The following is a 24488-nucleotide window of genomic DNA, read 5'->3' as shown; positions in this document are numbered from 1 at the left end:
AATATCCTTTTTTATTGGCATTAATTATACTTAAACATTTCCAAACTCTCATGCACATATTCAGCATGGCTCTCACACCCTATAAAATTACGCTCCAAACTTTTAGCCACTAAGCTAATCATGCCACTGCCGCTAAACAAATCTAAAATCAAATCGTTTTTATGAGAGCTAGCCTTTATCATGCGTTCAATGAGCGCTTTAGGTTTAATGCTAGGGTGTTTGGGCTTAAGGATTTTACCCTTCTCTTTTTCAACATGCCTTTGTGAAGCGATTTCCCACACATCAAGGCATAATTTGCCCTTAGGGTTAGGGAACCAGCGTTTGTTGTTTTTTAAAATCCCCTTACTTTGAGCATGCTTGATGCGTTCGGTGGATTCATAAGCGGTGCGAATCTCATCGGCATTAAAGGTGTAGTTTTTCTTGTGCATGCTATAAAATAAAATGCTTTCTTGCGCATGGTTATAACGCTTTTTGGCGTTGGCAAACCCATCTTTTTTAACCCAAGTGATAAAATTTAAAAAATGCACTTTTTTATGGTGCAAATACGCTAAAAATAAAGCGCAATTAAAAGGGGTGTTAAAGATATAAAAACTCCCTGTGTCTTTGATTTTGGGTAGTACTTTATCAATCCAAGCGTAAGAAAATGTTAAAAACTCTTCATCATTTTTAAAATTATCCCATGAAGCAATTTTAAGATTGTAGGGGGGATCAATAATGGCTAAATCAACGCTTTTATCTTCTAATTTGTCTAAAAATGTGAAAACATCTTCTATATAAATCTTATTCAAAATCAAACAAGTTTCCTAATTTTTGCTCAATCAAGGGCTTATAATTTTCATAGAGTTCATAACCTATAAAATTTCTTTTTAAAAGCTTTGCTTCTCTTAAGGTTGTCCCGCTCCCGCTAAATGGATCTAGCACCACATCGCCCACGCAACTATACAACCTAATCAAACGCCTTGCTAATTCAGCCGGCATTAAAGCCGCATGCTTGCCAAAAGCAATATCGTTTTTATTAGGGATTGGGATTTCCCAAATTTGTTTGGTAAATTCCACCCATTCCTCTTGAGTCAATTGGCTTTGTTCTTTTTGTTCTTCTGTGGGTTGTTTGGGCTTGCCGTCTTTGACAAACACGCCGATAAATTCTATAGTGTTTTGCGCATAAAAATTTCTAGGATAAGGGTAACTCCCAAACATCAATCTTTTAGTAGGATTTGCACGTTTCCAAATATAGACATCTAGTAAGAACATTTTAGGCTTGTTTTCTAGCGTATTATTTAAATCATGCAAAATGGAGTGTTGGATATCAGCATGCAAATCAAAAATATGGCGGTTGTAGTGCGTGTTTAAAACCTTTTTAAGCATGGGCATTAAAGGCACATTGATGCATAACTTACCATTGGGTTTTAACGCTCTGTAGCACTCAAGCCAAACTTTTAAAAGACCTAAAAGATAATCTTCATATTTTTCTAACGCCCCCAAATCTTCGACATGTTGGGCTGAATGTTGTAAGTCTTGTGTGCCATTTTTTGCGTAATCTTTGATGTTGAAATAAGGCGGGCTTGTGATGATCAAATCCACGCTATTATCTGGCACTTCATTCATGTTGGTGCTGCTATGATAAAACACTTTATTGATATTCAATCTTATTTTTACCTTTTATTAAATTCCAATGGGTTTTGCATGAAAGAATTTTACAATGAAATAGGGGTATTTTAAAAAATGAGTCAGTCAAGGCAATCTAAATTTTCAATGAGTCAAACTCCTTAACGCTCTCGCTTAAAAGGTAATCGTCTTCTAGTAAAAAAATCTTTTTTCGCATGGGGGTATTGTAGTGCTTAATGGGTGGGCTTTGTTATAATACTTTTTTATGTTTTTTAAGGAGCGTTATAATGAAGACGAACGAAGCACAATTTTATGAAGTTTTAGAAAACCTTTTCATAGGCGTTAAGATTGAAGACAAACAAGAAAGCCTTTTAGATCCTACCCCTAGAGCGGTAAAAAATGGCATGGTTAATCTCATAAAGGCTAAAAGCCAGTATTACCAAAGTAAAAAACAAAAATTAAAAAAACTCATTGATTTAAAATGCCAAAATAATAACGATCTCAAAGAAGAATTGTTTGACAAACTCTATAGCTTTTTCAAGCGTTATTTCAGCGCTAATGGAGGGATTTATTTCAACGACACGCCCCTTTATGACAGCCTTTATACTAAAAGCGATTATGAAAAATGCTCCCTTAAAAAAGACACCGCTTTATTTTATAAAACTAAAGATCTTTATTATGTGAAAAGCGAAACCATTTATAAGGATTTTTGCTTTGAATTAGAAAACATTCTTTTTAATTTTGACACTTCTTCATTGGAAAGTAAAAAGAATCAATGAAAAAATAGATTTAGTCTTTACTCTAAAAGATACAGACACAAAAACTAACACCCTAAACTTTAGCGTTACGCTCAGCAGCAAGGGGAATCAAACTAAAGTGAATGAAATCCTAAAAGGTTGTTTCAATCAAGGCGTCAAACTTGATGAAGAAATTTTAAAAAAAGCGTTTGGAAAATTCAAAAAGCAAGGCAGTATGGATTATTTCATCCATAAAAACGCACTAGGGTTTTTAAAAGAGCAGTTGGATTTGTATCTGTTTGAATACCTTTTTAAAGAAATGACTGCATTTGATTTAAAACGCCTGAATGAAATCAACATTATTAAAGAAGTGGCTTTAGAAGTGATTGTATTAGTGAGCGAGTTTGAAAACGAACTTTGTAAGATTTGGAACAAACCTCGTTTTGTATTAAACTCGCATTTTATTGTAAGCCTAGATCAATTAAAAGCTAAAAACTACGATTTGAATAAAATCACAAACCACCCAAACTACCCCAAACAAGTTAAAGAATGGCAAGACTTGAATTTAAAAACCACAGACAATCTTTTAGAAAACGAGTTTTTGCCCCTAGACACGATTTATTTTAAAGATTTAGAAGAAGGGATTAAAAAATTATTCAATGAAGATGAAATCAACGGCACGCTCATTAAAAGCGAAAATTACCAAGCCCTAAACTCTCTCAAAAACCGCTATAAAGAAGCCATTGATTGCATTTACATTGATCCGCCTTTCAATACCGGCAGTGATTTTGCTTACATAGATAAGTTTCAAGATAGCACATGGCTAAGCCTTATGCACAATCGTTTGGAACTCGCTTATGATTTTTTAAGCTCTCAAGGAAGCTTTTATCTGCATTTGGATAACAATGCTAATTATTTGGGGCGTATGCTACTCAATGATATTTTTGGTAAAGAAAATTTTAGGAATGAGATAATTTGGTATTACTCTAATAAAATGGCAAATAGTGGCAATAGTTTTGCTAAAAACACCGAAACAATTTTAAATTATTCTAAAAATGAAGAATATATATTTTATAGACAAAAAGAGCCACGAAGTGAGCCAGTTCTTTTAAGCAAGCGAGAAGGGCGAGATGGTAAAAATATGAGAGCAAGGGATGAAAATGGTAAGGTTATTTATGAATTATCTCATGAACGCTATGTAGATACCTTATGGAATATACCTATCATTGGCTCTACTTCAACAGAAAGGGTAAAAAACAATGAAAATCTAACCCAAAAACCGGAAAAATTGCTAGAAAGGATAATCAAAGCGAGCAGTAACGAAAACTCTATCGTGTGTGATTTTTTCGCTGGGAGTGGGACGACTTGCGCGGTGGCGCACAAAATGAAAAGGAAGTATATCGGTATTGAAATGGGGGAGCATTTTGAGAGCGTGATTTTGCCACGCCTTAAAAAGGTTATAGGCGGTTTTAAAAGCGGTGCGCTTAAAGAATTTAATGGGGGTGGAGCCATCAAAGTTTATGAATTGGAAAGCTATGAAGAGATTTTAAGGAAAATCAAGTATGAAGACAATGACAAACCCTTAGCTTATGACGAACAATACAGCGATTTAGTGGGATGCAAAAACGAATCTTACACGCTCAATGTAGAAGCTCTAGAAAGCATGGGCGTGGATATTAAAGAGACTTTGGAAAATTTATGGGGGGTTGGAGTGGAGTTTTTCAATGAAAAAGTGGTGAAATTTAAAGGGAATGATAAAGAAGTAGAGATCTTAAAAGCCTTAAAAGAAGCGCTCATTTGGTAAGGAAAAAATCATGGCAAAGAAAAAAGATGTAACCACCGATAACGAAATTTTTGTCGCTCAAAAACTCGCTGAAGAGGAATTGGACACTAACGAGATTAACGAGCCATTAGAAATGCTAGACTTTAAAAGCTTTGATAATAATAAGGAGCTTTTAGATTACCAACAGCAAGCTTTGATTAACGCTTTTAGAATGCTTGTCGCTTATTTTAGGGATTTCAAAGAAAATAAAAAAGAATTTTACGCTTTTTATCAAAAACATTATTCATTCGCCAATTGCGATTTCGCTAAAAAGAAACTCAATCCTTTGTTAAAGAGCCATTTTAAGGTAGAAAATGGTTGCGTGAAGTTTGAAAATTTTATCAACCGCCTAGCCTTTTACATGGCCACAGGGAGCGGTAAAACGATTGTCATCATCAAACTGGTAGAGCTTTTAAGCGTGGCTATAAGAATGGGTTTAATCCCTAAGAAAAATATCATGTTTTTTAGCGCGAATGAAAATTTGATCAAGCAATTTGAAAAAGAAATTGAAAAATACAACCGCAATAAGGACTATTTTAAACAAATTGATTTCAAAAACCTTAAAAGCGTTACCAATAAGGATTTTTATCACGCTCCAAAAGATTTTTTTGAAAAAATCACCCTTTTTTATTACCGCGCGGATTTAATGAATGATGAAGAAAGCAAGGAAAACCTTTTAAATTATAAGGATTATTGGGATAATGGGGAAAATTATGTGATTTTAGATGAAGCGCATAAGGGGAACAAGACTGAAAGCAAAAGACAGGCTATTTTTAGCCTGCTGTCTTTAAAAGGGTTTTTATTCAATTTCAGCGCCACTTTCACTGAAGAGAGCGATCTCATCACTGCGGTGTATAATTTAAGCGTGGGCGAGTGGGTGAAACTTGGCTATGGCAAAGAGTCTGTTTTATTGAAGAAAAACAATTTAAACGCTTTTAAGGAATTGAAAGATTTAAACGATAGGGAAAAAGAAATCGCTCTTTTAAAGGCGTTATTGCTTCTAGGCATGCAAAAACGCTATAAAACAGATGGCTATTTTCATGACCCTTTAATGCTCGTGTTCACGCATTCTGTGAACGTGGAAAACAGCGATGCGGAAATCTTTTTTAAAACTTTAGCACGCGTGATTGAAAATGACGATGAGAGCGATTTTTCAAAGGCTAGAGAAGATTTATTAGAGGAATTGAAAGCCCCAGAATTCCTTTTTAGCGATGGCAAAGATAAAGACTATAAGGTTAGGGTTTTTAAAGAGGGTTTAAAGAGCATGGATTTTAAAGGCTTAAAAGAAGAGGTTTTTTATGCTAATAGCGGGCATATTGAAGTGATCATTAACCCTAAAAACAACCAAGAAATCGCTTTCAAGCTCAACACGAGCGATAAAGTCTTTTGCCTGATTAGAATAGGCGATATTACAGAATGGATCCGTGAAAAATTAAAGAACGTGAAGGTGGTGAGTAAGAATTTGAGCTTTAAAGAAGAGAGCTATTTCAGCCAGATTGATAAGAGCAGTATCAATATCTTAGTGGGGTCTCGCGCTTTTGACACTGGGTGGGATAGCACAAGGCCTAGCGTGATTTTATTTTTAAATATAGGGCTTGATGATGACGCTAAAAAGCTGGTGAAACAATCTTTTGGCAGGGGCGTAAGGATTGAAAGCGTCAAAAACCAACGCCAAAGGTTAGCGTATTTAGAGATAGATGAAGCCATTAAAAAAGACTTGAAACCAAACGCTGCAATGTTAGAAACGCTTTTTGTGATACCCACTAACCATGCAAGCCTTGAAGCGATTTTAAAGTTCCAAAAAGAGAGCGAAAATGGAGACGAGAATAGAGGCTCATGGCGTGAAATCAAATTAGAAAAAACGCCTATAAAACACGCATTATTCGTGCCTTGCTACCGAAAAGAACAAACCAACGCTCTTAAAATTTCTCCAAGCGCTTCGTTTAAAATGAGCGAAAAAAATTTTAAGGATTTAAAAGAATATTTTCATTTGATGAGCGAAAAGCATTTTATTTTAAAGCATGAAATTTATAACCCTAAAGATTACGAGCTGTTAAAAGACATGATACAAACAGTGCATTTTAAAAAGGTATCAACTTGGCATTATAAAGATTTAGATTACATGATTTCTGAAATTAAAGGCAAGCTATACCCCAATCAAAAAGTGCCTAAAGACGAGTTTAACGCCCTAGATAATGAGAAAATCGTGCATTTTAAAAGGGTTAAAGTTAGGGCGGATAAAAAAGAAAAATTGATTCAAACCATCCAAGAAGTGAAAGAGTATGCGCCTTTGGATAAAGAAACTTTAAGAATAAAAATCGCGCAAGGCGAGATTGACATTGATAATATAGACAAACACAAACAAGACAAAACATTTAAAGTTGATGGTGCAGAGCTGTTAAAACTCAAGGAGCATTACTACACCCCTTTAATTAAAGCCAAAAACTGCGATTGGCTTAAGCATGTGGTTAAAGTAAAGAGCGAGAGCGATTTTTTAGAAGAGTTGTTAAAGATTACAGAAACGCTGCAAGAAAACTATGATTTTTGGGCGTTCAGCAAGATTGATGAGCATTTAGACAATTTGTTTATTCCTTATATAGACAACGCTGCAGAAAGGCGCTTTTTCCCTGATTTTATCTTTTGGCTAGAAAAAGGCGGCACGCAGATCATTTGCTTCATTGATCCTAAAGGGAGCAAACACACTGATTACGAACATAAGGCAGATGCGTATCAACTTTTTAAAGATAAAATTTTTAACCCTAAAGACGATCCCAATCTCAAAATCAAAGTGGTTTTAAAATTTTATGGGGATAAGGATGAGGTGGGGGAGCGTTATAGGGATCTTTGGATTGAAAAAGGGAAACTAGAATATTTTTTTCTGGATTTAAAGGATTAGCCTAATTTCATTGAAAGGGGTTAAAATGCACTTGAATTAGCCTTGAATAGAGCGCTAGTTTTTCACATCGCTCAAAAACACATGCCTTAAAAGTTTGGCTTCGCTTAAAAAAGCGTTTTTCAACACCGCGCTTTTATAAGTGTAATGATCTTCAATGCTTGAAACTTCACCCACAAACACCCCCGCTCCAAAAATCCCGTCTAACCCGCTCGTTAGCACCTGATCGCCTATGTTGATTTCAGCGCTTGGGACAATGAAATCCACGACTAATTCTTGCCTAAAATTAGATCCTATGAAGCCTAACACTTGATTTTTGCCTATCATCACGCTATAAGCGCACCGCTTGTGAGCGTTCAAAAACCCGTTCAAGCGCCCTTTTTCTAACACCGCAATGCCTATGGCTTGGTTGTGAGAGACAAGGCCATAAATCTTATTTTCTTCTAAATTTACAATAGGGTTGAGAGAAACGCTGTGCGTGTCTTCTAAACTGATGAATGAAGTCATAAAAGTAGGGGTATAAGTCATTTTTGGATTTTCTAAAGGATAAACGCTGTTCAAACGCTCTTTCAAATCAGCGTTTTCTAGTTTTAAAGCTTCTAAAATCAAGCGTTCTTTTTGAAATTCCTTAATGTTTTGGGCTTGAAAAAAATACGCTTGAACGTTGTCTAATAAGCTGTTTTTAGCGCTCATCAAGGCGTTTTTAATCCGGTCGCTGATATAAGAAGAACTGCCCTTAATGTCTAAAAAATAAAAAATAAGAAAAATCCCTAAAAGCCAAAGGAATTTAAAATAAAAACGCATGCATTATTCACTAAAACCCACACGGCTGAGTAAATCCAAATCTTGTATGGCTTCTCCCGTGCCTTTGGCTACCGCCAATAAAGGCTCATCGCCCACATACACAGGGAGTTTAACCATATCGCTTAAATACTTGTCTAAGCCCTTAATCAAAGCCCCACCACCGGTAAGCACCACGCCATTTTGCACAATGTCTTTAGCTAAATCCGGCTTCACCTCTTCAAGCACACTCCTTAAAGCGCTAGAGATTTCTCTCACCTGATCTTTAATGGCTTCAAACACATCATCAGAGCTCAATTCAATCGTGTGCAATAGCCCGCTCACTTGATCCCTCCCTGACACTTCCATTGTGAGAGGCGGATCCAATTTGATCGCGCAACCGATTTCAATTTTAATCTCTTCGCCGGTGCGCTCCCCTATCAATAGGTTGAATTTCTTGCGGATGTATTCCACGATGCTTTGATCCAATTTATCCCCAGCCACTCTAATGCTTTTAGAAATGACTAACCCCCCAAGACTGATCACGCCAATTTCAGTCGTGCCGCCGCCAATATCCACAATCAAACTCCCTTGCGGCTCTTTCACGGGCAAGCCTGCTCCGATCGCGGCTGCCATAGGCTCTTCAATCAAAAAGACTTCTCTAGCCCCCGCGCTTAAAGCACTCTCTTTAACCGCATTCCTTTCCACGCTCGTCAACCCATAAGGCACGCACACCATGATGCGCGGGCGAATCCATGTCTTTCGTTTGTGCGCTTTTTCAATAAAGTAGCGGATCATTTTAGCGGTAATGTCATAATCGGCGATCACGCCATCTTTCATGGGGCGAATCGCTCTGATGCTGTTAGGGGTTTTGCCTAGCATTTCCTTAGCCTCGCTCCCCACTGCCAAAATATCATAAGCTTTAGAATCAAACAATCCCATGCGCACCGCCACAATAGAAGGCTCATTGATAATAATGCCCTGCCCTTTGACCAACACGATCGTGTTAGCCGTGCCTAAATCTATGGCAATATCATGCGAAAACAAACCGATTAATTTGCTAAAAATCATGCCCTTTCTAATCCTTTATCGTTAATTTTATAAGCGTGTTCCTTAAGGAAGAATTTTAGAATGCGTTTTAGCAATGATCAAAGGTTCAGCCTGTTTCAAAACACAATCTTTAGTGATACGCACTTCCGATCCCTTAAGCTTGGGTAAATCAAACATAATATCCAAACAAAAATCTTCAATGATCGCCCTTAAGCCCCTAGCCCCGGTTTTTCTTTCTAATGCGAGTTGAGCGATTTCTTTAATCGCTTCTTCTTCAAAGATCAAATCCACTTCATCCATTTTGAAAAGCTGCTGGTATTGCTTGATGAGAGCGTTTTTAGGTTTTTGCAAAATATCCACCATCGCTTCTAAACTGATGCTATCTAGCGTGCTTAAAACCGGCAAACGGCCGATAAGCTCAGGGATAAGCCCATAAGTAACCAAATCATGGGTTTGGACTAAATGCAAGATCGCTTCTTGCTCTTTTTTGCTCATCTTTTCTTGAGTGAAACCCAACACATTCTGCGTGGTGCGTTTTTTAATGATTTCAGCTAACCCGTCAAACGCTCCAGCGCAAATGAATAAAATATCGCTCGTGTCAATTTGAATGAAATTGCCCTCAGGGTGCTTTCTGCCGCCTTTGGGGGGGATATTCACTAAAGAGCCTTCAACGATTTTCAACAACGCTTGCTGAACGCCCTCGCCAGAAACGTCTCTAGTGATAGAGCGGTTTTCTGACAAACGGCTGATTTTATCAATCTCGTCAATAAACACAATGCCTTTTTGGGCTTTTTGAACATTCCAATCGCTCGCTTGCAACAATCTTGTGAGGATATTTTCCACATCTTCGCCCACATAACCCGCTTCAGTCAAGCTAGTCGCATCGCTAATGGCGATAGGGATATCCAAATGCTTGGCGAGAGTTTGCGCCATTAAAGTTTTGCCTGATCCTGTAGGGCCGATCAGTAAAATATTAGACTTGCTCAATTCCACTTCTTCTAAATGTTCTAACTCTAAATCGCTGTCTTGGTTGTCTTGTTTTTTGAGTTTTTCTTTAAAAGATAAGCGTTTGTAATGGTTATACACGGCTACGGAAAAAACCTTTTTGGCCTGCTCTTGGCCTATCACATAATTGTCTAAAACCGCCTTAAGCTCTTTAGGGGCTGGAATGCGAGAGAGCAAAAACTCTTCTTCATAGGCACTGGATTCCATTCGCCTCAATCGGTCTCTTTTGAGCGTTAATAAAGAATCCATTCTGTCGTATTTGTGCAATTCCCCATGCATCACATCTATACAATATTCGCACACGCACACATCTTTATTCAGGTTGCTCGCAAAAATAATGCGGCGTTTTTTGGGATCTCTTGATTCTGGTTTTTTGCAAAAACTGCAATAAAGCGTTTCGTTCATGTTATTCCTCTTGTTTTTCTTCGCTAGAATATTCGCTTGACTTATACGCCACACCCCTAGAACTCTCTAAAATAAAAGAGCAAATCTCTTTCACAAAAGGGTTATTGGCATGCTCTTCTAACTCTAATTTAGCGCTCTCTCTTAAGGAGGGGATAGGGCGGAACAACCTTTTATAAAGCGCATAAATAAAATCAATATCCTTACTCTCTAGTAATTGGCGCATCCTGTGGCGGTTTAACCCCCTAATAAAAGCGCGATTGCCCTCTACGGTGCAATAAGGCGGCACGTCTTTGCCTAAAGCGCTCTTACCGGCTATCATGCACCCTTTAGCGATACGTACAAACTGATGGATTGCGGTAAGACCGCCAATATTGACATAATCGCCTATTTCAATATGCCCTGCTAAAGTTACGCCATTAGCCAAAATACAATGGCTGCCAATCACGCAATCATGGGCGACATGCACATAAGCCATGAGCAGGTTTTTATCCCCAATAAGGGTTTTTTTAATCCCCCCTTCAGTACCGGGATTTATCATGCAAAATTCACGAATAAGGTTGTCTTCTCCAATAATCAGTTCGCTGTATTCGCCCTTGTATTTTAAATCTTGAGGCTGTGTGCCTAGCACGGCAAAAGGGAAAATTTCGGTGTTTTTCCCAATAAAAGTATGCCCTTGTAAGGTTACATTGTTGTGGAGTTTCACGCCTTCATCTAGTTTGACGCCATCTCCAATCACGCAAAATTCCCCAATCTCTACGCCCTTATTAATCTCTGCTTTAGGAGAGATAATGGCTGTTTTTGCAATCTTACTCATTTTTATTCTCTCTCTGCGATCATGGCTTTTAATTCGGCTTCAGCGACCACTTTGCCATCCACTTGAGCCGTGCCACCCACTTGCCAGATCATGCCCTTATGCTTTAAGACTTCTAAATGGTATTCTAATTTATCGCCTGGGGTTACGGGAATGCGGAATTTAACCTTGTCAATCGTCATGAAATACACGATTTTTGTTTTGGCTATTTCAGGGTCAAACCCCCACAAGCTAGTGAAAGCTAAAAACCCTCCGCTTTGTGCCATGCCCTCTACGATCAAAACGCCCGGGAAAATGGGCTTATTAGGGAAATGCCCGTTAAACACATCTTCATTAAAAGTGATATTCTTATAAGCGACAATTTTTTGATTGGCTTGTAACTCTATAATTCTATCCACTAATAGCATGGGATAGCGGTGAGGTAGAATCTGTAAGATATGCTCTATAAAAAATTGAGATTGTAAGTTTTGATGGCTTTGTTCCATAAAATAAACTCCTTGTTTTGGATTCAATTAAAGCGCCATTTTTAGCGTTGGTTATTCTAAAAAATAACCGCTATTATACCATAAGAAAACCGCTCGCTTGCATTTGCAAAAACACCGATGCATTGTGCCATAAACTTAAAGAAACGCTTTACACAGACACCGCTCATGCATTATTCATATATCATTCATGCGTGTGGCTTAGAATATTCTCTCTTAAATGGTAGTGTGGGTATTTGTTAGAATCCAAAACCACTTGCCCCATGAACTGCTTGTCTAAATTGAAAATTAAAGGGGCTAAATAATTCACGGTGGAAAGCTCAATGGGGGTTTGAATGACCATGATATTAGCGACTAGAACGCTCTTGGCTCCCTCTAATTCTAAAAGGATTTTTAAGGGGGTAGGCACTTCAAATTCGTATTTTCTTAAAGCAAAGGGATTGACCAGCGTGAAAGACACCACGGAATTCTCTTCTGCACTATTCAAACGCAAAAAGATTTCATCAATCTTTTGCAAACGCATTTTATGAATGGTTTCAAACCCTAGAATAGGTGCTTTCACATCAAAAAGCATAGGCGATTGCATTCCCTTTAAAAAAGCACAAAATCCTCTCCTTAAAGAATAAAAGACCGCCTTAAAACCAGCGCTCAATGATTTCTAAACTAAAAACTCTGTATTATATCAAACAATTTTGGTAAAATCAATTTTCGCTAGTTTTGGGTATAATCCCAATAACTTAACCATGCTTAACCATGATGGAAGTTTAACTGAATCATTATAAAAATAATAAGGAGTAAGAAATGAGCAAAATAAAACTACAAATCAAGAAAAATAATCCCAGCAAATCTCATTACAGCACTGGGTGGAACGTTTTTGGTGCGGTGTGCTTGATTGGAGAAATAGTTTTTAAATTATTTGATAGGAAGATAGGAATAAGAAAGATAAGAAAAAATAACCATGAGTTATTCAAAAATTTAATTTTATAAGACAGGTGGCATGCGTTTAAAACATTTTAAAACTTTCCTTTTTATCGCAATGGCGATTATTGTGATAGGCACCGGTTGCGCGAACAAAAAGAAAAAAAAAGACGAATACAACAAACCGGCGATCTTTTGGTATCAAGGGATTTTGAGAGAAATCCTTTTTGCTAATTTAGAAACAGCGGACAATTACTATTCTTCCTTACAGAGCGAACACATCAATTCCCCCCTTGTCCCAGAGGCGATGTTAGCTTTAGGGCAAGCGCACATGAAAAAGAAAGAGTATGTTTTAGCGTCTTTTTACTTTGATGAATACATCAAGCGCTTTGGGACTAAGGACAATGTGGATTATTTGACCTTTTTGAAATTGCAATCGCATTATTACGCTTTCAAAAACCATTCTAAAGACCAGGAATTTATCTCTAATTCTATTGTGAGTTTAGGCGAATTTATAGAAAAATACCCTAACAGCCGTTACCGCCCCTATGTAGAATACATGCAAATCAAATTCATTTTAGGGCAAAACGAGCTCAATCGCGCGATCGCAAATGTCTATAAAAAACGCCACAAACCTGAGGGCGTGAAACGCTATTTAGAAAGAATAGATGAGACTTTAGAGAAAGAGACTAAACCCAAACCATCGCACATGCCTTGGTATGTGTTAATTTTTGATTGGTAGGATATTTCAAAACCATACAAATTTATAACAGAGAGATGAAAAATGACTGAAGATTTTCCTAAAATTCTGCCTTTATTGGTAGAAGAAGACACCTTTTTATACCCCTTTATGATAGCCCCTATTTTTTTGCAAAATAACGCCAGCATCAAGGCGGTAGCTTACGCTAAAAACAATAAATCGTTAGTCTTTATTGCATGCCAAAAAGACAAATTGAACGACAATGAAGCCCCCTATTATGATGTGGGGGTGATTGGATCTATTATGCGTGAAGCCAACATGCCTAATGGGCGCGTGAAATTGCTCTTTAATGGCATCGCTAAGGGGCGTATTTTAGAACCTGCCAAAGAAAACGAGCAAGGCTTTTTGGAAGCTCAAATAAGCCCTATTGAATATTTAGAATACGATAAAGAAAACATTCAAGCTATTGTGGAAGTGTTAAAAGAAAAGGTGATCACTCTAGCCAATGTCAGCTCACTCTTCCCCCCGGATTTGATCAAGGCTTTAGAAGACAATGACGATCCTAACCGCATCGCTGATTTAATCGCAGCGGCCTTGCATTTGAAAAAAGATCAAGCGTATTCTCTTTTTGCCAACAACAACACCGAACAGCGCTTGTTGGATTTGATTGATATTGTGATAGAAGAGACTAAAACCCAAAAACTCCAAAAAGAAATCAAATCCAAAGTCCATCAAAAAATGGAGCAAACCAATAAGGAATATTTCTTAAAAGAGCAGCTCAAACAGATCCAAAAAGAGCTTGGCACAGACAAGCAGCGAGATGAAGATTTAAACCAATACTACCAAAAACTAGAAAGCGTCAAGCCTTTTTTAAAAGAAGAAGCGTTTAAGGAGATTAAAAAGCAAATTGACCGGCTGAGCCGAACCCATGCGGACAGCTCTGATAGCGCGACTTTACAAAATTATATTGAAACCATGTTAGATGTGCCTTTTGGGCAATACGGGAAAAAAGCGCTTGACATTAAGCATGTGAGAGAACAATTAGATAACGATCATTATTCCTTAAAAAGGCCTAAAGAGCGTATTGTAGAATACTTTGCCACCATGCAGCTTTTAGAAATGCGCCACAAGAAAAAGCAAGAAAAAAAAGACAAAGCTAAAGGCACGATTTTATGCTTTTATGGGCCTCCTGGCGTAGGTAAAACGAGTTTGGCTAATTCTATCGCTAAAGCGATAGAGCGCCCTTTAGTTCGGATCGCTTTAGGGGGCTTAGAAGATGTAAATGAATTAAGAGGGCACAGACGCACTTATATAGGCTCAATGCCCGGGCGTATTGTCCAAGGGCTTATTGAAGCTAAAAAGATGAATCCGGTCATGGTTTTAGATGAAATTGATAAGGTGGATAGAAGCGTTAGGGGCGATCCAGCGAGCGCTTTATTAGAGATTTTAGACCCTGAACAAAATATCGCTTTTAGGGATCATTATGCGAATTTTAGCATTGATTTGTCGCAAGTGATTTTTATCGCTACCGCTAACAATATTGACAGGATCCCAGCCCCCTTAAGAGACAGAATGGAATTTATCAGCGTGTCCAGCTACACGCCTAGCGAAAAAGAAGAGATCGCTAAAAACTACCTCATCCCCCAAGAATTAGAAAAGCACGCCTTAAGGCCTAGCGAAGTGGATATTAGCCATGAGTGTTTGAAACTCATTATTGAAAAATACACCAGAGAAGCGGGCGTTAGGGATTTACGAAGACAAATCGCAACGATTATGCGTAAAGTAGCTTTAAAATACCTAGAAGATAACCCGCACAAAAAAGGGCGAACCAAAAAAGGCAAAGATCAAAAAGGCGAAAATGAAGAAAACAAAAAAAGAGACGAGAACAAAGATTTCTGCGTCTCTATCACGCCTAACAACCTTAAAGAGTATTTAGAGCGCATGGTGTTTGAAATTGACCCCATAGATGGGGAAAATAAAATCGGTATCGTCAATGGTTTGGCATGGACTCCAGTGGGTGGTGATGTGCTTAAAATTGAGGCGGTTAAGATCAGGGGTAAGGGGGAATTAAAACTCACCGGGAGTTTAGGCGATGTGATGAAAGAATCCGCTATTATTGCCTTTTCTGTTGTCAAAGCCTTATTGGATAACGAAACCTTAAAAGCGCCTAAAATCCCTAGCGAAACCGATGCAGAGAATAAGAAAAAGAAAAAAGCGCTGAAAGTTTATAACGCTTATGATTTGCATTTGCATGTCCCTGAGGGGGCTACGCCCAAAGACGGCCCAAGCGCTGGGATCGCTATGGCGAGCGTGATGGCGAGCATTTTATGCGACAGGGCTACAAGAAGCGAAGTGGCAATGACGGGCGAATTGACTTTGAGCGGGGAAGTTTTACCCATAGGAGGGTTGAAAGAAAAGTTGATCGCTGCTTTTAAAGCCGGCATTAAAACCGCTCTCATTCCTGTCAAAAATTACGAAAGGGATTTAGACGAGATCCCTGCTGAAGTGCGAGAGAATTTAAACATCGTTGCGGTGAAAAACATCGCTGAAGTGTTAGAAAAAACTTTACTTTAGAAGTTGGCATGAAAGCAGGCATTATTGGTTTAGGGCTTATGGGGGGCAGTTTAGGGCTAGCCTTACAAGAATGGGGGCGTTTTAAAAGCGTTATAGGCTATGATCATAACGCTTTGCATGCTAAATTGGCTTTGACTTTGGGACTTGTAGATGAATGCGTGGAGTTTGAAAAGATTTTAGAATGCGATGTGATTTTTTTAGCCATTCCAGTTGAGGGCATCATTGGGTGTTTGAAAAAAATGACTTCTGTTAAAAAAAACGCAACGATTATTGATTTAGGCGGCGCTAAAGCGCAAATCATTCGCAATATCCCTAAAAGCATCCGTCAAAATTTCATCGCCGCGCACCCCATGTGTGGGACAGAGTTTTATGGCCCTAAAGCGAGCGTTAAGGGGCTGTATGAAAACGCTTTGGTGATATTGTGCGATTTAGAAGATTCAGGGACCAAGCAAGTAGAGCTCGCTAAAGAAATCTTTTTAGGCATTAAAGCACGCTTGATCAAAATGAAATCTAGCGAGCATGACACCCATGTGGCTTATATCAGCCATTTACCCCATGTTTTGAGCTACGCTCTAGCTAATAGCGTTTTAAAGCAAAACGACCCAGAGGTGATTCTATCCTTAGCGGGTGGGGGTTTTAGGGACATGAGCCGTTTGTCTAAAAGCTCGCCTTTAATGTGGAAAGATATTTTCAAACAAAACCGAGACAATGTCTTAGAAGCGATTGAAAAATGCGAAAAAGAAATCGCACAAGCTAAGGCTTGGATAGAAAATAACGATTATGAAAGCCTTGCAGAATGGATGGCGCAAGCAAACAAACTCCAGGAGTTCATGTAAAATAATTTAAAATTTTGTATATTGTTGTTTTTAGGGGTGCGAGAAGCGAAATGGGGTATTTGGATTGTTTTTATGGATTATAGGCTGTTTCATATGGATAGCATGGATTTACCCAGCAACCAGCAAACAACCATAAGAGATTATCTTAAACCCGGATCTATTGTTGTGTTTGCCATAATTGTAATAATAATTTCATCTCATTCCTCCAACGCCCATAAAACTTTTATCGCTTCTAATAAAAAACCAGTTTTAAGCCATTTAGAAATTTGATTTCTTAAACCTTTATCCACAATACCGGTGTTTTACGGGCATTTTAAGAGCGGTTTTAATACTTCTTAGCGTTGTTAAGATACTTAGGCAATTCGTTCAACTCAGTGTTTTTATTGTTCTTAAAAACCACCTGCTTTTCAACTCGCTCATATTCTTTACAATCTTTTCTCATTTCTTGTAAGGGATAGTTTTGGTTGTCATTAGGGATATAAAAGCATTCGCTTTTAGCGTTTTCATAGCTGTCCGTTAGGCTTGTATCATAGTGGTACCAAAATCCGCTAGGGATAGCGATATTCTTAGAGCTAAAAGTCCTATAATCTTGTTTGATGATGGTGAGTTCTTCTACTAAAACTTGATGGTATTTCCTGGCCAAATTACGGCCCTCTTTTTCTACTAATAAAACAGAATGCCTGTTGGTGTTTTTGGCTTCAGGGGTGATGTTAGTCATTCTGTAAGTCTCTCTTAAAGGGTTAGACGCAAAATCAAAAGAAGCGTCATTCGCCACAAAATGCCCCCTATCAAAACCGCTTCTTGTGTAATCTTGTGTCGTGGCTTGTTGGTATTTGGCTAATCGAGTGTCTGTTTTAAACTCATAGCGTTTTTCAATATTATTTTTATCCACTAAATCCCCAAACAACACGCTCACGCCATAAATAGGGTTTTTTAACTCGCTAGAATAACACACCGAATAAAAGTTATTTTTTAAGACTTTACAATCAATGTTAGTGAGAATGCCATTAGTATAGGTCTTAGTGGGGTTAGCACTATTGGCTTGATCTTTGATTTCATTGAGCTTTTTAGTGGTGTAGCTGTTAATAGCCTTAGTGAAATTATCCAGCATGTCCGCTTGGAGCCAACTCATAGCAATCAGGATAAAACAGAGCAGGTTTTTAAAGGTTTTCATGTTTTGCTCCTTGTTGATTGGCTTGAATACTACAACAATATTTTTAATCGTTTATTTTTACCCACTCAATAGCCTAGTGCATAGCGTTTTGATGCGTTAAATAGCGTGCATTGAACGATCAAACTTAAGAATAAAAAATTTCATTGTATTTTTTGGTGATCTTATCTATCCCCCATGCGTCTTCGTCAATATCGCCCAAGTTCAAATAGTCTTCGTTAGAGTCTAAAAGCGCGCAACAAATCCTTTTTTGCTCGTTTAAATCTAAATTGTGGAACTCTTCGCTATGGATTCCATCAATCTTACAATCGGTGCGTTTTAAAAAACGCTCGCTAAGATTATCAAAGATTTTTAGGCATTCGCTCTTGCTGTTAGCGTTAAGGATTTGTCTTTTAATTTCTAAATTCACTTCTTTCAATTCAGCATAGACAAAACTCCCACCCCCTTTAAAATCGCATTTTTTAGAAATGCCCCCTTGCTCGCCCTCTATGACTTTTTTTAACCTTTCTTTAGTGATCGTTTCTATATAGTCCATTTGCTCGATGCCAATGTAGCGGCGTTTCATTTTGTGTGCCACTGCGCAAGTCGTCCCGCTCCCAGCAAAAAAGTCTAACACGAGATCGTTTTCGTTGGTGGAAAAATTTAAAATATCCATAATCAACGCTTCAGGTTTTGAATAAGTAAAATTTAATTGCATTTCTTTTATGTGTCTGTTGGATTGCGTATTTGAGTGTTTTTCAATAAGTGCCATAGGTTGTAAAGTGCGTGGTTTAATATTTCCGTCGTTATCACAATTCAAATATTGCTTAGTATAAATATTCCATTCGTCATTAGAGTTTTCTTTTATTTCTATAAAATCATTTTTTAAACCCCACTCTAATTTTTCCTTACTCCATCTCCATCCCCAATCCTTAATCCTTGCCTTGCCATTCTGTCTATCTAACCATTGATCATAATCTCCGCCCGCATAAAATGTTTTTCCCTCTAATTCTATGGGATAATCTAGTGATTTAATCCACCCTAAACTTCCGGAGTCTAGTTTGACTAACTGATATTTTCCTCTTGTGTTTTCATGTTTATCGCTACATTTATAACGATCAATATCTTCAACGGCTTGTCCGTAAATAATAGTCTGCTCTTTATTTTTAGCGAAACAATGGATATATTCGTGTTTTTGTCTAAAATGCTTGCTATCGCTTTTCCCACCCCCCTCCTTGTTAGCCCAGATAATACTCGCCACAAAATTCTCCCTAAGAAAAATCTCATCCATTAACACTTTTAAATAAGCTTGTTCGTTGTCATCACATTGCACAAAAATCACGCCATCATCGCTTAAAAATTCCCTAGCCGCTTCAAGCCTGTTTTTCATAAACACTAGCCAAGAGCTGTGGTTGAAATTATCGTTATAATTAAAGCTGTCATTGCCCGTATTATAGGGGGGGTCAATGTAGATGCATTTAACTTGTTTAGCGAATTTCTTTTTTAAAGAATGAAGAACGATCAAATTATTGCCTTTGATAAGGTAGTTCGTGTTTTTATCTTTTAAAGCGCTTTCTAAATCGCCTTCCCCATGCATTTCAAAACGGCACAGTGCTTTTTTCTTTAAAAGCGTGTCAATTTCTTTTTTATGCAATATTTCATGGTAAAAAAGCTCGTTAGATTTGGTGCTGTTATCTTTAGCACTGCCTAATAAAACATTGTCTTTAAAAGGGAAATTCAAAACGACTAATTCGCTGGATTTGATAGGACGCCCTTGTGAATATAAGCCTATTTTATTTTCAAATCGTGTGAAAGAGTTTTCTAATTCATTGGTTAAACATTCTAATAACGCTTTTTGATTGAATACAAGTGCATTAGCGATCGTTTTAAAAAAAGCGTTTTTGTAGTCGTCAGCGTTTTTATCTTCAAGCATGAAAGTTAAAAGCTTTTCATCAGCTGTTAGGATTAAAGTTTCTAAGCGTTCTTTAGTGAAACGATTGATTAAAGCGTCTAGTAGGGTTTTTAGTGGGTTTTTTAACATTCTTGATCCTTAAAGATTTGATTGAAAGCGGTATCAAACTCGCTTTTTAGCACTTTATTATGGAGCGTGAAAAACGGCAAGCCTTTTAAATGGAGTTTTTTGTTATGGCTTTTAAGCGTGGCGTTTTCTAGCATTTCTAAAAATTCTTCTTTCCAAGCGTTAGAATGCTCTAAATGTTCGCCTTTAGCTTCCATATAACAAGTGAAGCCTAAAAATTCATCGCTATGCGTTTGGGCAAAAAGGATAAAATCCGGCTCAAAACCTTGCGCGTAATAAGGGCTATTTTCTATATTGCAAAAAACTTTTAATTCAGTGAAACGATCATTCCTTAAAACGCACCATTCTTTGAATTTCTTGTCTAAAACCTCTTTATTATCGTTGATGAAAACTAAAAAATCCCTTTCTAAATCGCTGTCTAGTTTCCTCATGTCTTTAAAAAGCAGCCATTCATAAAAGGGAATGTCTTTTTCCAATTCACTAGCGCTAAGGCTTCTGTTATGCGTTTCAAATTCTTTTAATTCTAACGTGCTCACATCGTATTTGTCTTGCTCTCTTAAAAGCGTGTCTTTTAAGTTTTCAATGATATAAACAGCGAGTTTTAAAAGGATTTTATTGTCGTCAAACTTTTGGTTTTTATGAAAGTTTGTTTTTAATGGAGAAATATAGCGCTCTATAAATTCCACCTTATTGTTAAAGGCATGTTTTTTAAAGGCTTTTTTAAGCGTTTTGAAATCCAGGTTTTTTAAATTAAGGGCTTTTAAAAAATAGTTTATAGGGATTTTATCTAAGGTATGGGGTATATAATAAGTTTTATCGCCTTTATTTTCTTCTTTAAAATCCACTTTCTTTTCACACACGCCAAAAGCAAATAAAGGGACATGCAAACTTTGGAGTTTGACTTTAACAGGGTCTGTATAGTCTTTATTGAATAGGTTTTTATTTTTGTCTTTTGTGTTGCTCGCATAGTAGCATTTGAGATTCTTGGTGGGTGTTAGAGGGATAGTCTGTTTTTCATTTACAAATCCTAATCCTAAAACTTGTAACTCGTTGTTTAATTGAGCGATAAACTCGCTGTCATAAACGGCATGGTAGTCTAATCTCTCCAGCGCGCTTAAGGGGTTGGAAAAATCAAACTTGCGTTGGTAAAACTCTATTTGGCTTGGTTTTAAATCGTTATAGCTAAAGGGGTAGTATCTCGCTCCTCGCCCTATGAGCTGGGCGTCTTTAGTGGTGTCTTTTTGGCTCGCTTTATTTTTAAGCCTGACAATGTCAAACAAATTCAACACATCCCAGCCTTCATTGAGCTTATCCACGCTAAAAATCACTCTTTTAGGGTTGTCTCTGTCTTCTAGGGAGTTCAATAAAAGCATGCTCTTTTCTAATTCTTTTTCGTTATTGGTGTTAATCTGAACACTTTTTTTGAATTTCGTTTGCAATAATGCGGCAAGGTTGGGGGTGTAATGTTGCTTGTCAAAAAAGTTTTTAGCGTCTTTAAAAAAAGCGTTACGGCTGTGATTGAAAAAATTTTCTAAATCTAAAGGGCTTAAATTTTCTAAAAAAGTATTGAAGCGCTCTTGATTTTCTTTACTATCTTCAACCCTCTCGCTTTTAAACAAAATACATGGTTTAAAGTTTTCAATATTGTGGTGTTGGGCTAATAATTCCTTATACAAACTTGAAACGCATGCCCCTAAAAAGCGTGTTTCTAATTCTTTATTTTCATAAGAAAGGGAGTAGATGTTTTTGCAAAATTTATCCTCGCTAAATTTTTTTAAGGGGTAAGTGATCACCTTTAAGTTTTCATATTTGTCTTTAACGCTTTTTTCATTAGGGATAGTGGCGCTAAATTCTAGCAATAAATTGTCTTTATTTTGTTCTAGCGCTAATTTCACAACGCTTTCCCAGTTGTGTTTTTCACTAGATTCTGCATTGTTTAATTTCTTTTTAGTCTCTGTGTTTAAATGGTGCGCTTCATCCGCTAAAAAAACTAATTTTTGATCTTTTAAATCCTCTATGCTGATAGCGTTTTCTTTAGCTTTAGTGAATAATGAAAACAAGCCTTGAATGGTGCTAAAATAAATGTTAATAGCACTTGCTTGGCTCTCGTTTAAATGATTGATGCTTTTAATTTCTGTGTTTTCATCATTGATATTGATATTTTCACTAAAAAGGTATTTTGATGAGGCGCTGTCTATAAAATTCAATTTCGTTTTTTCTAAAATGCTGGTGCTATTCACAAAAAAGATAAAATTTTGATAGCCTTGCTTATAGCATTCTAAAATCAAACCCGCCATCACTAAGGTTTTACCGCTACCGGTTGCCATTTCAAACATGAAATGCTTCTGAGTTGGGTTGGATTGTCGTTTTTCTAAATAATTATTTATCGCTTGTTTTTGATAATCTCTAAGCTCGTTTTTTAAATTACTTGTGATGTGAGTGGGTAGCTCTATTTCTCCATTATTGGGTGCATTATTGGGTGCGTGATCTTTTATGGCTGATTGGGGGGGGGGGGGTAACCTTGAGTGAATAAATCTTGCATGAAATCCCTTAATGAAAAAGTGAGGAAATTATAGCGTAAAGTTTTGAGATTGACTTTAGAGGCACTAGCGAACAATTAAATTAAAATCAAATAAAGTTTTAGTTTTAATGTTTAATGGAATAAAGCCCTTAAAATCAAAAGCGCTTCTTTTTCTTTGCTATAATCAATCTCAAAAAAACCAACTTTTTTAAAATATAAGGAATGATGATGCAAGAGATTTTTTTATGTTCTATTTCCAATGTGCGCAGTGGGGATTGCAAGGAAGATTGCGCTTATTGCACGCAAAGCTCACACCACCAAGGAGCGATTAAGCGCTATAAATTTAAAGATGAAAAAGTGGTTTTACAAGAGGCTAGAGCGTTAAGGGAATTAGGGGCTTTAGGGTTTTGTCTGGTTACTTCAGGGCGCGAATTAGACGATGAAAAATGCGAATACATCGCCCAATTAGCTAAAGCCATCAATCAAGAAGAATTGGGCTTGCATTTAATCGCATGCTGCGGGCGTGCGGATTTGGAGCAATTAGAGTTTTTAAGAGATGCGGGCATTCATAGCTACAACCATAATTTAGAGACTTCGCAAAATTTCTTCCCTAAGATTTGTTCCACGCACACATGGGAAGAAAGGTTTATCACATGCGAAAACGCTTTAAGGGCGGGATTAGGCTTGTGCAGTGGGGGGATTTTTGGGCTTAATGAGAGCTGGGAAGATCGGATTGAAATGCTTAGGGCACTAGCTTCGCTCTCCCCGCACACCACGCCGATTAATTTTTTCATTAAAAACCCGGTATTGCCCATTGATGCAGAGACTTTAAGCGCGGATGAAGCCCTAGAATGCGTGCTTTTGGCTAAGGAATTTTTGCCTAACGCTAGGCTTATGGTGGCTGGGGGGCGTGAAGTGGTGTTTAAAGATAACGATAAAAAGGAAGCCAAGCTTTTTGAATACGGCATCAATGCGGTGGTGTTAGGGGATTATTTGACCACCAAAGGCAAAGCCCCTAAAAAAGATATAGAAAAACTGCTCTCTTATGGCTTGACAATGGCGACAAGCTGTCATTAATGAGAGAACTTTTTAAAAGCGTTAGAGGGTTTTTGCGCCTTCTTAGAATGATTTTCCCCAAGCGTCTGAAAAACGCCTTTTTGGGCTTGAGCGAATTGTTTTACTACGCTTCTAGCTTGAGTTTTTATACGATTTTGTCTTTATCGCCTATTTTGTTGTTTGTGTTTAGTCTTTTTGTGTCTCATTATTTGCAAGCGCACAGCGGTGAAATGGAAGCCTTGATTTTCCCCAACGCCCCTAAACTCATTGGCACGATTAAGGATTTTTTAGAAAATTTTAAAAAAACAGACATGACCTTAGGCACGCTTGAAGAGGTGTCCATTGTGGTGGCGTTGGTGCTTTTTTGTGAAAACTACCGCTCCATCGCATCAAAAATTTTTGATGCAAAGCCCAGAGATTATGCGCATTTTAAGGGTAAAGAAATCTTTTTATTTTGGGGTTTTGGCACGACATTAGTGTTTTTATTCGCTCTGCCTTTGGTGGTGTTTTTTGATATTAAGATCCAAGTGTTTTTTGAAGATAAAGATTCAAATTTGTTGCATGTTTTAAGATGGATAGGCACTTACGCGTTTTTTTTGATCCTTTTTACCATTCCCACGAATAAGGTGTTTAAACATTATTTTTGGGTGTTTTTATGGGTGTTTTTTACGAGCGTTTCTTGGCATGTGTTAAAATGGGCTTTCACTTATTATGTGTTGTATAATCGCACTTACCATGAGCTTTATGGGAGCGTTTCTATTTTGTGGTTTTTGATGAGCTGGGTGTATGTGAGCTGGCTTGTGATTTTAATTGGCATGTATGGGTGCAAGGTGTGCGATGCATTCGATCCTAAAGAAGTGTTTAAGAAATTTTTAGGCTTTTTTAAAAAAGAAACTTGATGAAAAAGTTTTCTTTTAGATCGGTTCTAAAAATCCAAAACACAAAAACCATTTCAACACACACTCCACACCCCCCCAAAAAACCCCAAACCAAAACAACTAAAAACAAAAAAAATGAAAAAAGCAACAGAAAAATAAAGCACTAAAATATAATCAATAATGAAATTAAATAAAAAGCAAGATTAAAAAACATTTCCCTATCCCTG

At 37.4% G+C, this 24488-nt stretch carries 20 protein-coding genes and 1 pseudogene; 9 read left to right on the top strand and 12 right to left on the bottom strand.

The annotated features are described in order from the left end of the window. Positions 1-20: 20 nt before the first annotated feature. Together KX581_RS06370 and KX581_RS06365 are read right to left on the bottom strand one after the other, a co-directional pair. Entirely contained in the window at positions 21-794 is a 774-nt protein-coding gene (locus KX581_RS06370) for a site-specific DNA-methyltransferase (RefSeq protein ID WP_231175887.1), read from the bottom strand. Continuing rightward, entirely contained in the window at positions 781-1644 is an 864-nt protein-coding gene (locus tag KX581_RS06365) for a DNA-methyltransferase (RefSeq protein ID WP_001024631.1), read from the bottom strand. Before KX581_RS06365 ends, KX581_RS06370 begins: the two co-directional genes overlap by 14 nt. 248 nt (positions 1645-1892) lie before the next feature. Here KX581_RS06365 and KX581_RS06360 point away from each other — a divergent pair. Together KX581_RS06360 and KX581_RS06355 are read left to right on the top strand one after the other, a co-directional pair. Next, a pseudogene (locus KX581_RS06360) lies at positions 1893-4146 on the top strand (site-specific DNA-methyltransferase). A 10-nt stretch (positions 4147-4156) separates the two neighbouring features. Continuing rightward, positions 4157-7060 carry a DEAD/DEAH box helicase family protein gene (locus KX581_RS06355; protein ID WP_231175886.1) on the top strand — a complete coding sequence of 968 codons (2904 nt, stop codon included), beginning with the start codon at positions 4157-4159 and terminating at the stop codon, positions 7058-7060. Positions 7061-7114: 54 nt separating this feature from the next. Here KX581_RS06355 and mreC read toward each other — a convergent pair whose 3' ends face one another. Genes mreC through fabZ form a run of 5 tightly spaced genes read right to left on the bottom strand, consistent with a single transcriptional unit; the run spans position 7115 to position 11593 of the window. Beyond that, positions 7115-7861: a rod shape-determining protein MreC gene (mreC, locus tag KX581_RS06350; protein WP_231175885.1), complete on the bottom strand. Its 747-nt coding sequence runs from the start codon at positions 7859-7861 to the stop codon at positions 7115-7117. Between the two features lie 3 nt (positions 7862-7864). Beyond that, the gene (locus KX581_RS06345; protein ID WP_000577744.1) at positions 7865-8908 is read right to left on the bottom strand and encodes a rod shape-determining protein; all 1044 of its coding nucleotides are present in this window, start codon (positions 8906-8908) and stop codon (positions 7865-7867) included. A 42-nt stretch (positions 8909-8950) separates the two neighbouring features. Then, entirely contained in the window at positions 8951-10297 is a 1347-nt protein-coding gene (gene clpX / locus KX581_RS06340; RefSeq protein WP_231175884.1) for an ATP-dependent protease ATP-binding subunit ClpX, read from the bottom strand. 1 nt (position 10298) lies between these two features. Then, positions 10299-11111: an acyl-ACP--UDP-N-acetylglucosamine O-acyltransferase gene (gene lpxA, locus KX581_RS06335; protein ID WP_101008281.1), complete on the bottom strand. Its 813-nt coding sequence runs from the start codon at positions 11109-11111 to the stop codon at positions 10299-10301. Positions 11112-11113: 2 nt separating this feature from the next. Then, entirely contained in the window at positions 11114-11593 is a 480-nt protein-coding gene (gene fabZ / locus KX581_RS06330; protein WP_078283915.1) for a 3-hydroxyacyl-ACP dehydratase FabZ, read from the bottom strand. 47 nt (positions 11594-11640) lie between these two features. Here fabZ and KX581_RS08350 point away from each other — a divergent pair, with 47 nt between their 5' ends. Then, positions 11641-11817 carry a flavoprotein oxidoreductase gene (locus KX581_RS08350; RefSeq protein ID WP_331273484.1) on the top strand — a complete coding sequence of 59 codons (177 nt, stop codon included), beginning with the start codon at positions 11641-11643 and terminating at the stop codon, positions 11815-11817. On the opposite strand, the gene fliW is transcribed toward KX581_RS08350, so the two are convergent. Next, on the bottom strand, positions 11775-12164 hold the full coding sequence (gene fliW, locus KX581_RS06325; protein ID WP_231175900.1) for a flagellar assembly protein FliW: 390 nt from the start codon (positions 12162-12164) through the stop codon (positions 11775-11777). The two genes, KX581_RS08350 and fliW, sit on opposite strands and share 43 nt — an antisense overlap. Positions 12165-12391: 227 nt before the next feature. Here fliW and KX581_RS06320 point away from each other — a divergent pair, with 227 nt between their 5' ends. From KX581_RS06320 to KX581_RS06305, 4 genes are read left to right on the top strand one after another with little or no spacing between them, the layout of a single operon-like run. After that, a complete protein-coding gene (locus tag KX581_RS06320) occupies positions 12392-12577 on the top strand; it encodes a hypothetical protein (RefSeq protein WP_180386061.1) in 186 nt (61 codons plus the stop codon). A 10-nt stretch (positions 12578-12587) separates the two neighbouring features. Further along, the gene (locus KX581_RS06315) at positions 12588-13250 is read left to right on the top strand and encodes an outer membrane protein assembly factor BamD (protein WP_001237300.1); all 663 of its coding nucleotides are present in this window, start codon (positions 12588-12590) and stop codon (positions 13248-13250) included. 42 nt (positions 13251-13292) lie between these two features. Next, positions 13293-15782 (top strand): endopeptidase La, encoded by a 2490-nt coding sequence (gene lon / locus KX581_RS06310; protein ID WP_231175883.1) that lies wholly within the window; start codon positions 13293-13295, stop codon positions 15780-15782. 8 nt (positions 15783-15790) lie between these two features. After that, positions 15791-16618 (top strand): prephenate dehydrogenase, encoded by an 828-nt coding sequence (locus KX581_RS06305; RefSeq protein ID WP_180629502.1) that lies wholly within the window; start codon positions 15791-15793, stop codon positions 16616-16618. 325 nt (positions 16619-16943) lie between these two features. Here the strand turns inward: KX581_RS06305 and KX581_RS06300 are convergent, their stop codons facing one another. The 4 genes from KX581_RS06300 to KX581_RS06285 all read right to left on the bottom strand — a co-directional run bounded on the left by KX581_RS06300 (position 16944) and on the right by KX581_RS06285 (position 22423). Further along, positions 16944-17792: a DNA/RNA non-specific endonuclease gene (locus KX581_RS06300; RefSeq protein ID WP_231175882.1), complete on the bottom strand. Its 849-nt coding sequence runs from the start codon at positions 17790-17792 to the stop codon at positions 16944-16946. A 124-nt stretch (positions 17793-17916) separates the two neighbouring features. Next, complete coding sequence (locus KX581_RS06295) at positions 17917-19809, bottom strand: site-specific DNA-methyltransferase (protein WP_231175881.1); 1893 nt, start codon at positions 19807-19809, stop codon at positions 17917-17919. Then, positions 19803-22241 carry a DEAD/DEAH box helicase family protein gene (locus KX581_RS06290; RefSeq protein WP_231175899.1) on the bottom strand — a complete coding sequence of 813 codons (2439 nt, stop codon included), beginning with the start codon at positions 22239-22241 and terminating at the stop codon, positions 19803-19805. Before KX581_RS06290 ends, KX581_RS06295 begins: the two co-directional genes overlap by 7 nt. Positions 22242-22297: 56 nt before the next feature. Further along, positions 22298-22423: a type III restriction endonuclease subunit R gene (locus tag KX581_RS06285; RefSeq protein WP_231175880.1), complete on the bottom strand. Its 126-nt coding sequence runs from the start codon at positions 22421-22423 to the stop codon at positions 22298-22300. 132 nt (positions 22424-22555) lie between these two features. Between KX581_RS06285 and KX581_RS06280 the strand changes: the two genes are divergently transcribed. Next, the gene (locus KX581_RS06280; RefSeq protein ID WP_033583233.1) at positions 22556-23404 is read left to right on the top strand and encodes a biotin synthase; all 849 of its coding nucleotides are present in this window, start codon (positions 22556-22558) and stop codon (positions 23402-23404) included. Beyond that, positions 23404-24282 (top strand): YihY/virulence factor BrkB family protein, encoded by an 879-nt coding sequence (locus KX581_RS06275; RefSeq protein ID WP_231175879.1) that lies wholly within the window; start codon positions 23404-23406, stop codon positions 24280-24282. The genes KX581_RS06280 and KX581_RS06275 overlap by 1 nt, the downstream gene beginning before the upstream one ends. The last annotated feature ends 206 nt before the right edge of the window (positions 24283-24488 follow it).

Origin of the sequence: Helicobacter pylori (genome assembly GCF_021062735.1) — a bacterium.
Classification (GTDB): domain Bacteria; phylum Campylobacterota; class Campylobacteria; order Campylobacterales; family Helicobacteraceae; genus Helicobacter; species Helicobacter pylori_DN.
This window is presented reverse-complemented; position numbering and strand designations above follow the sequence as displayed.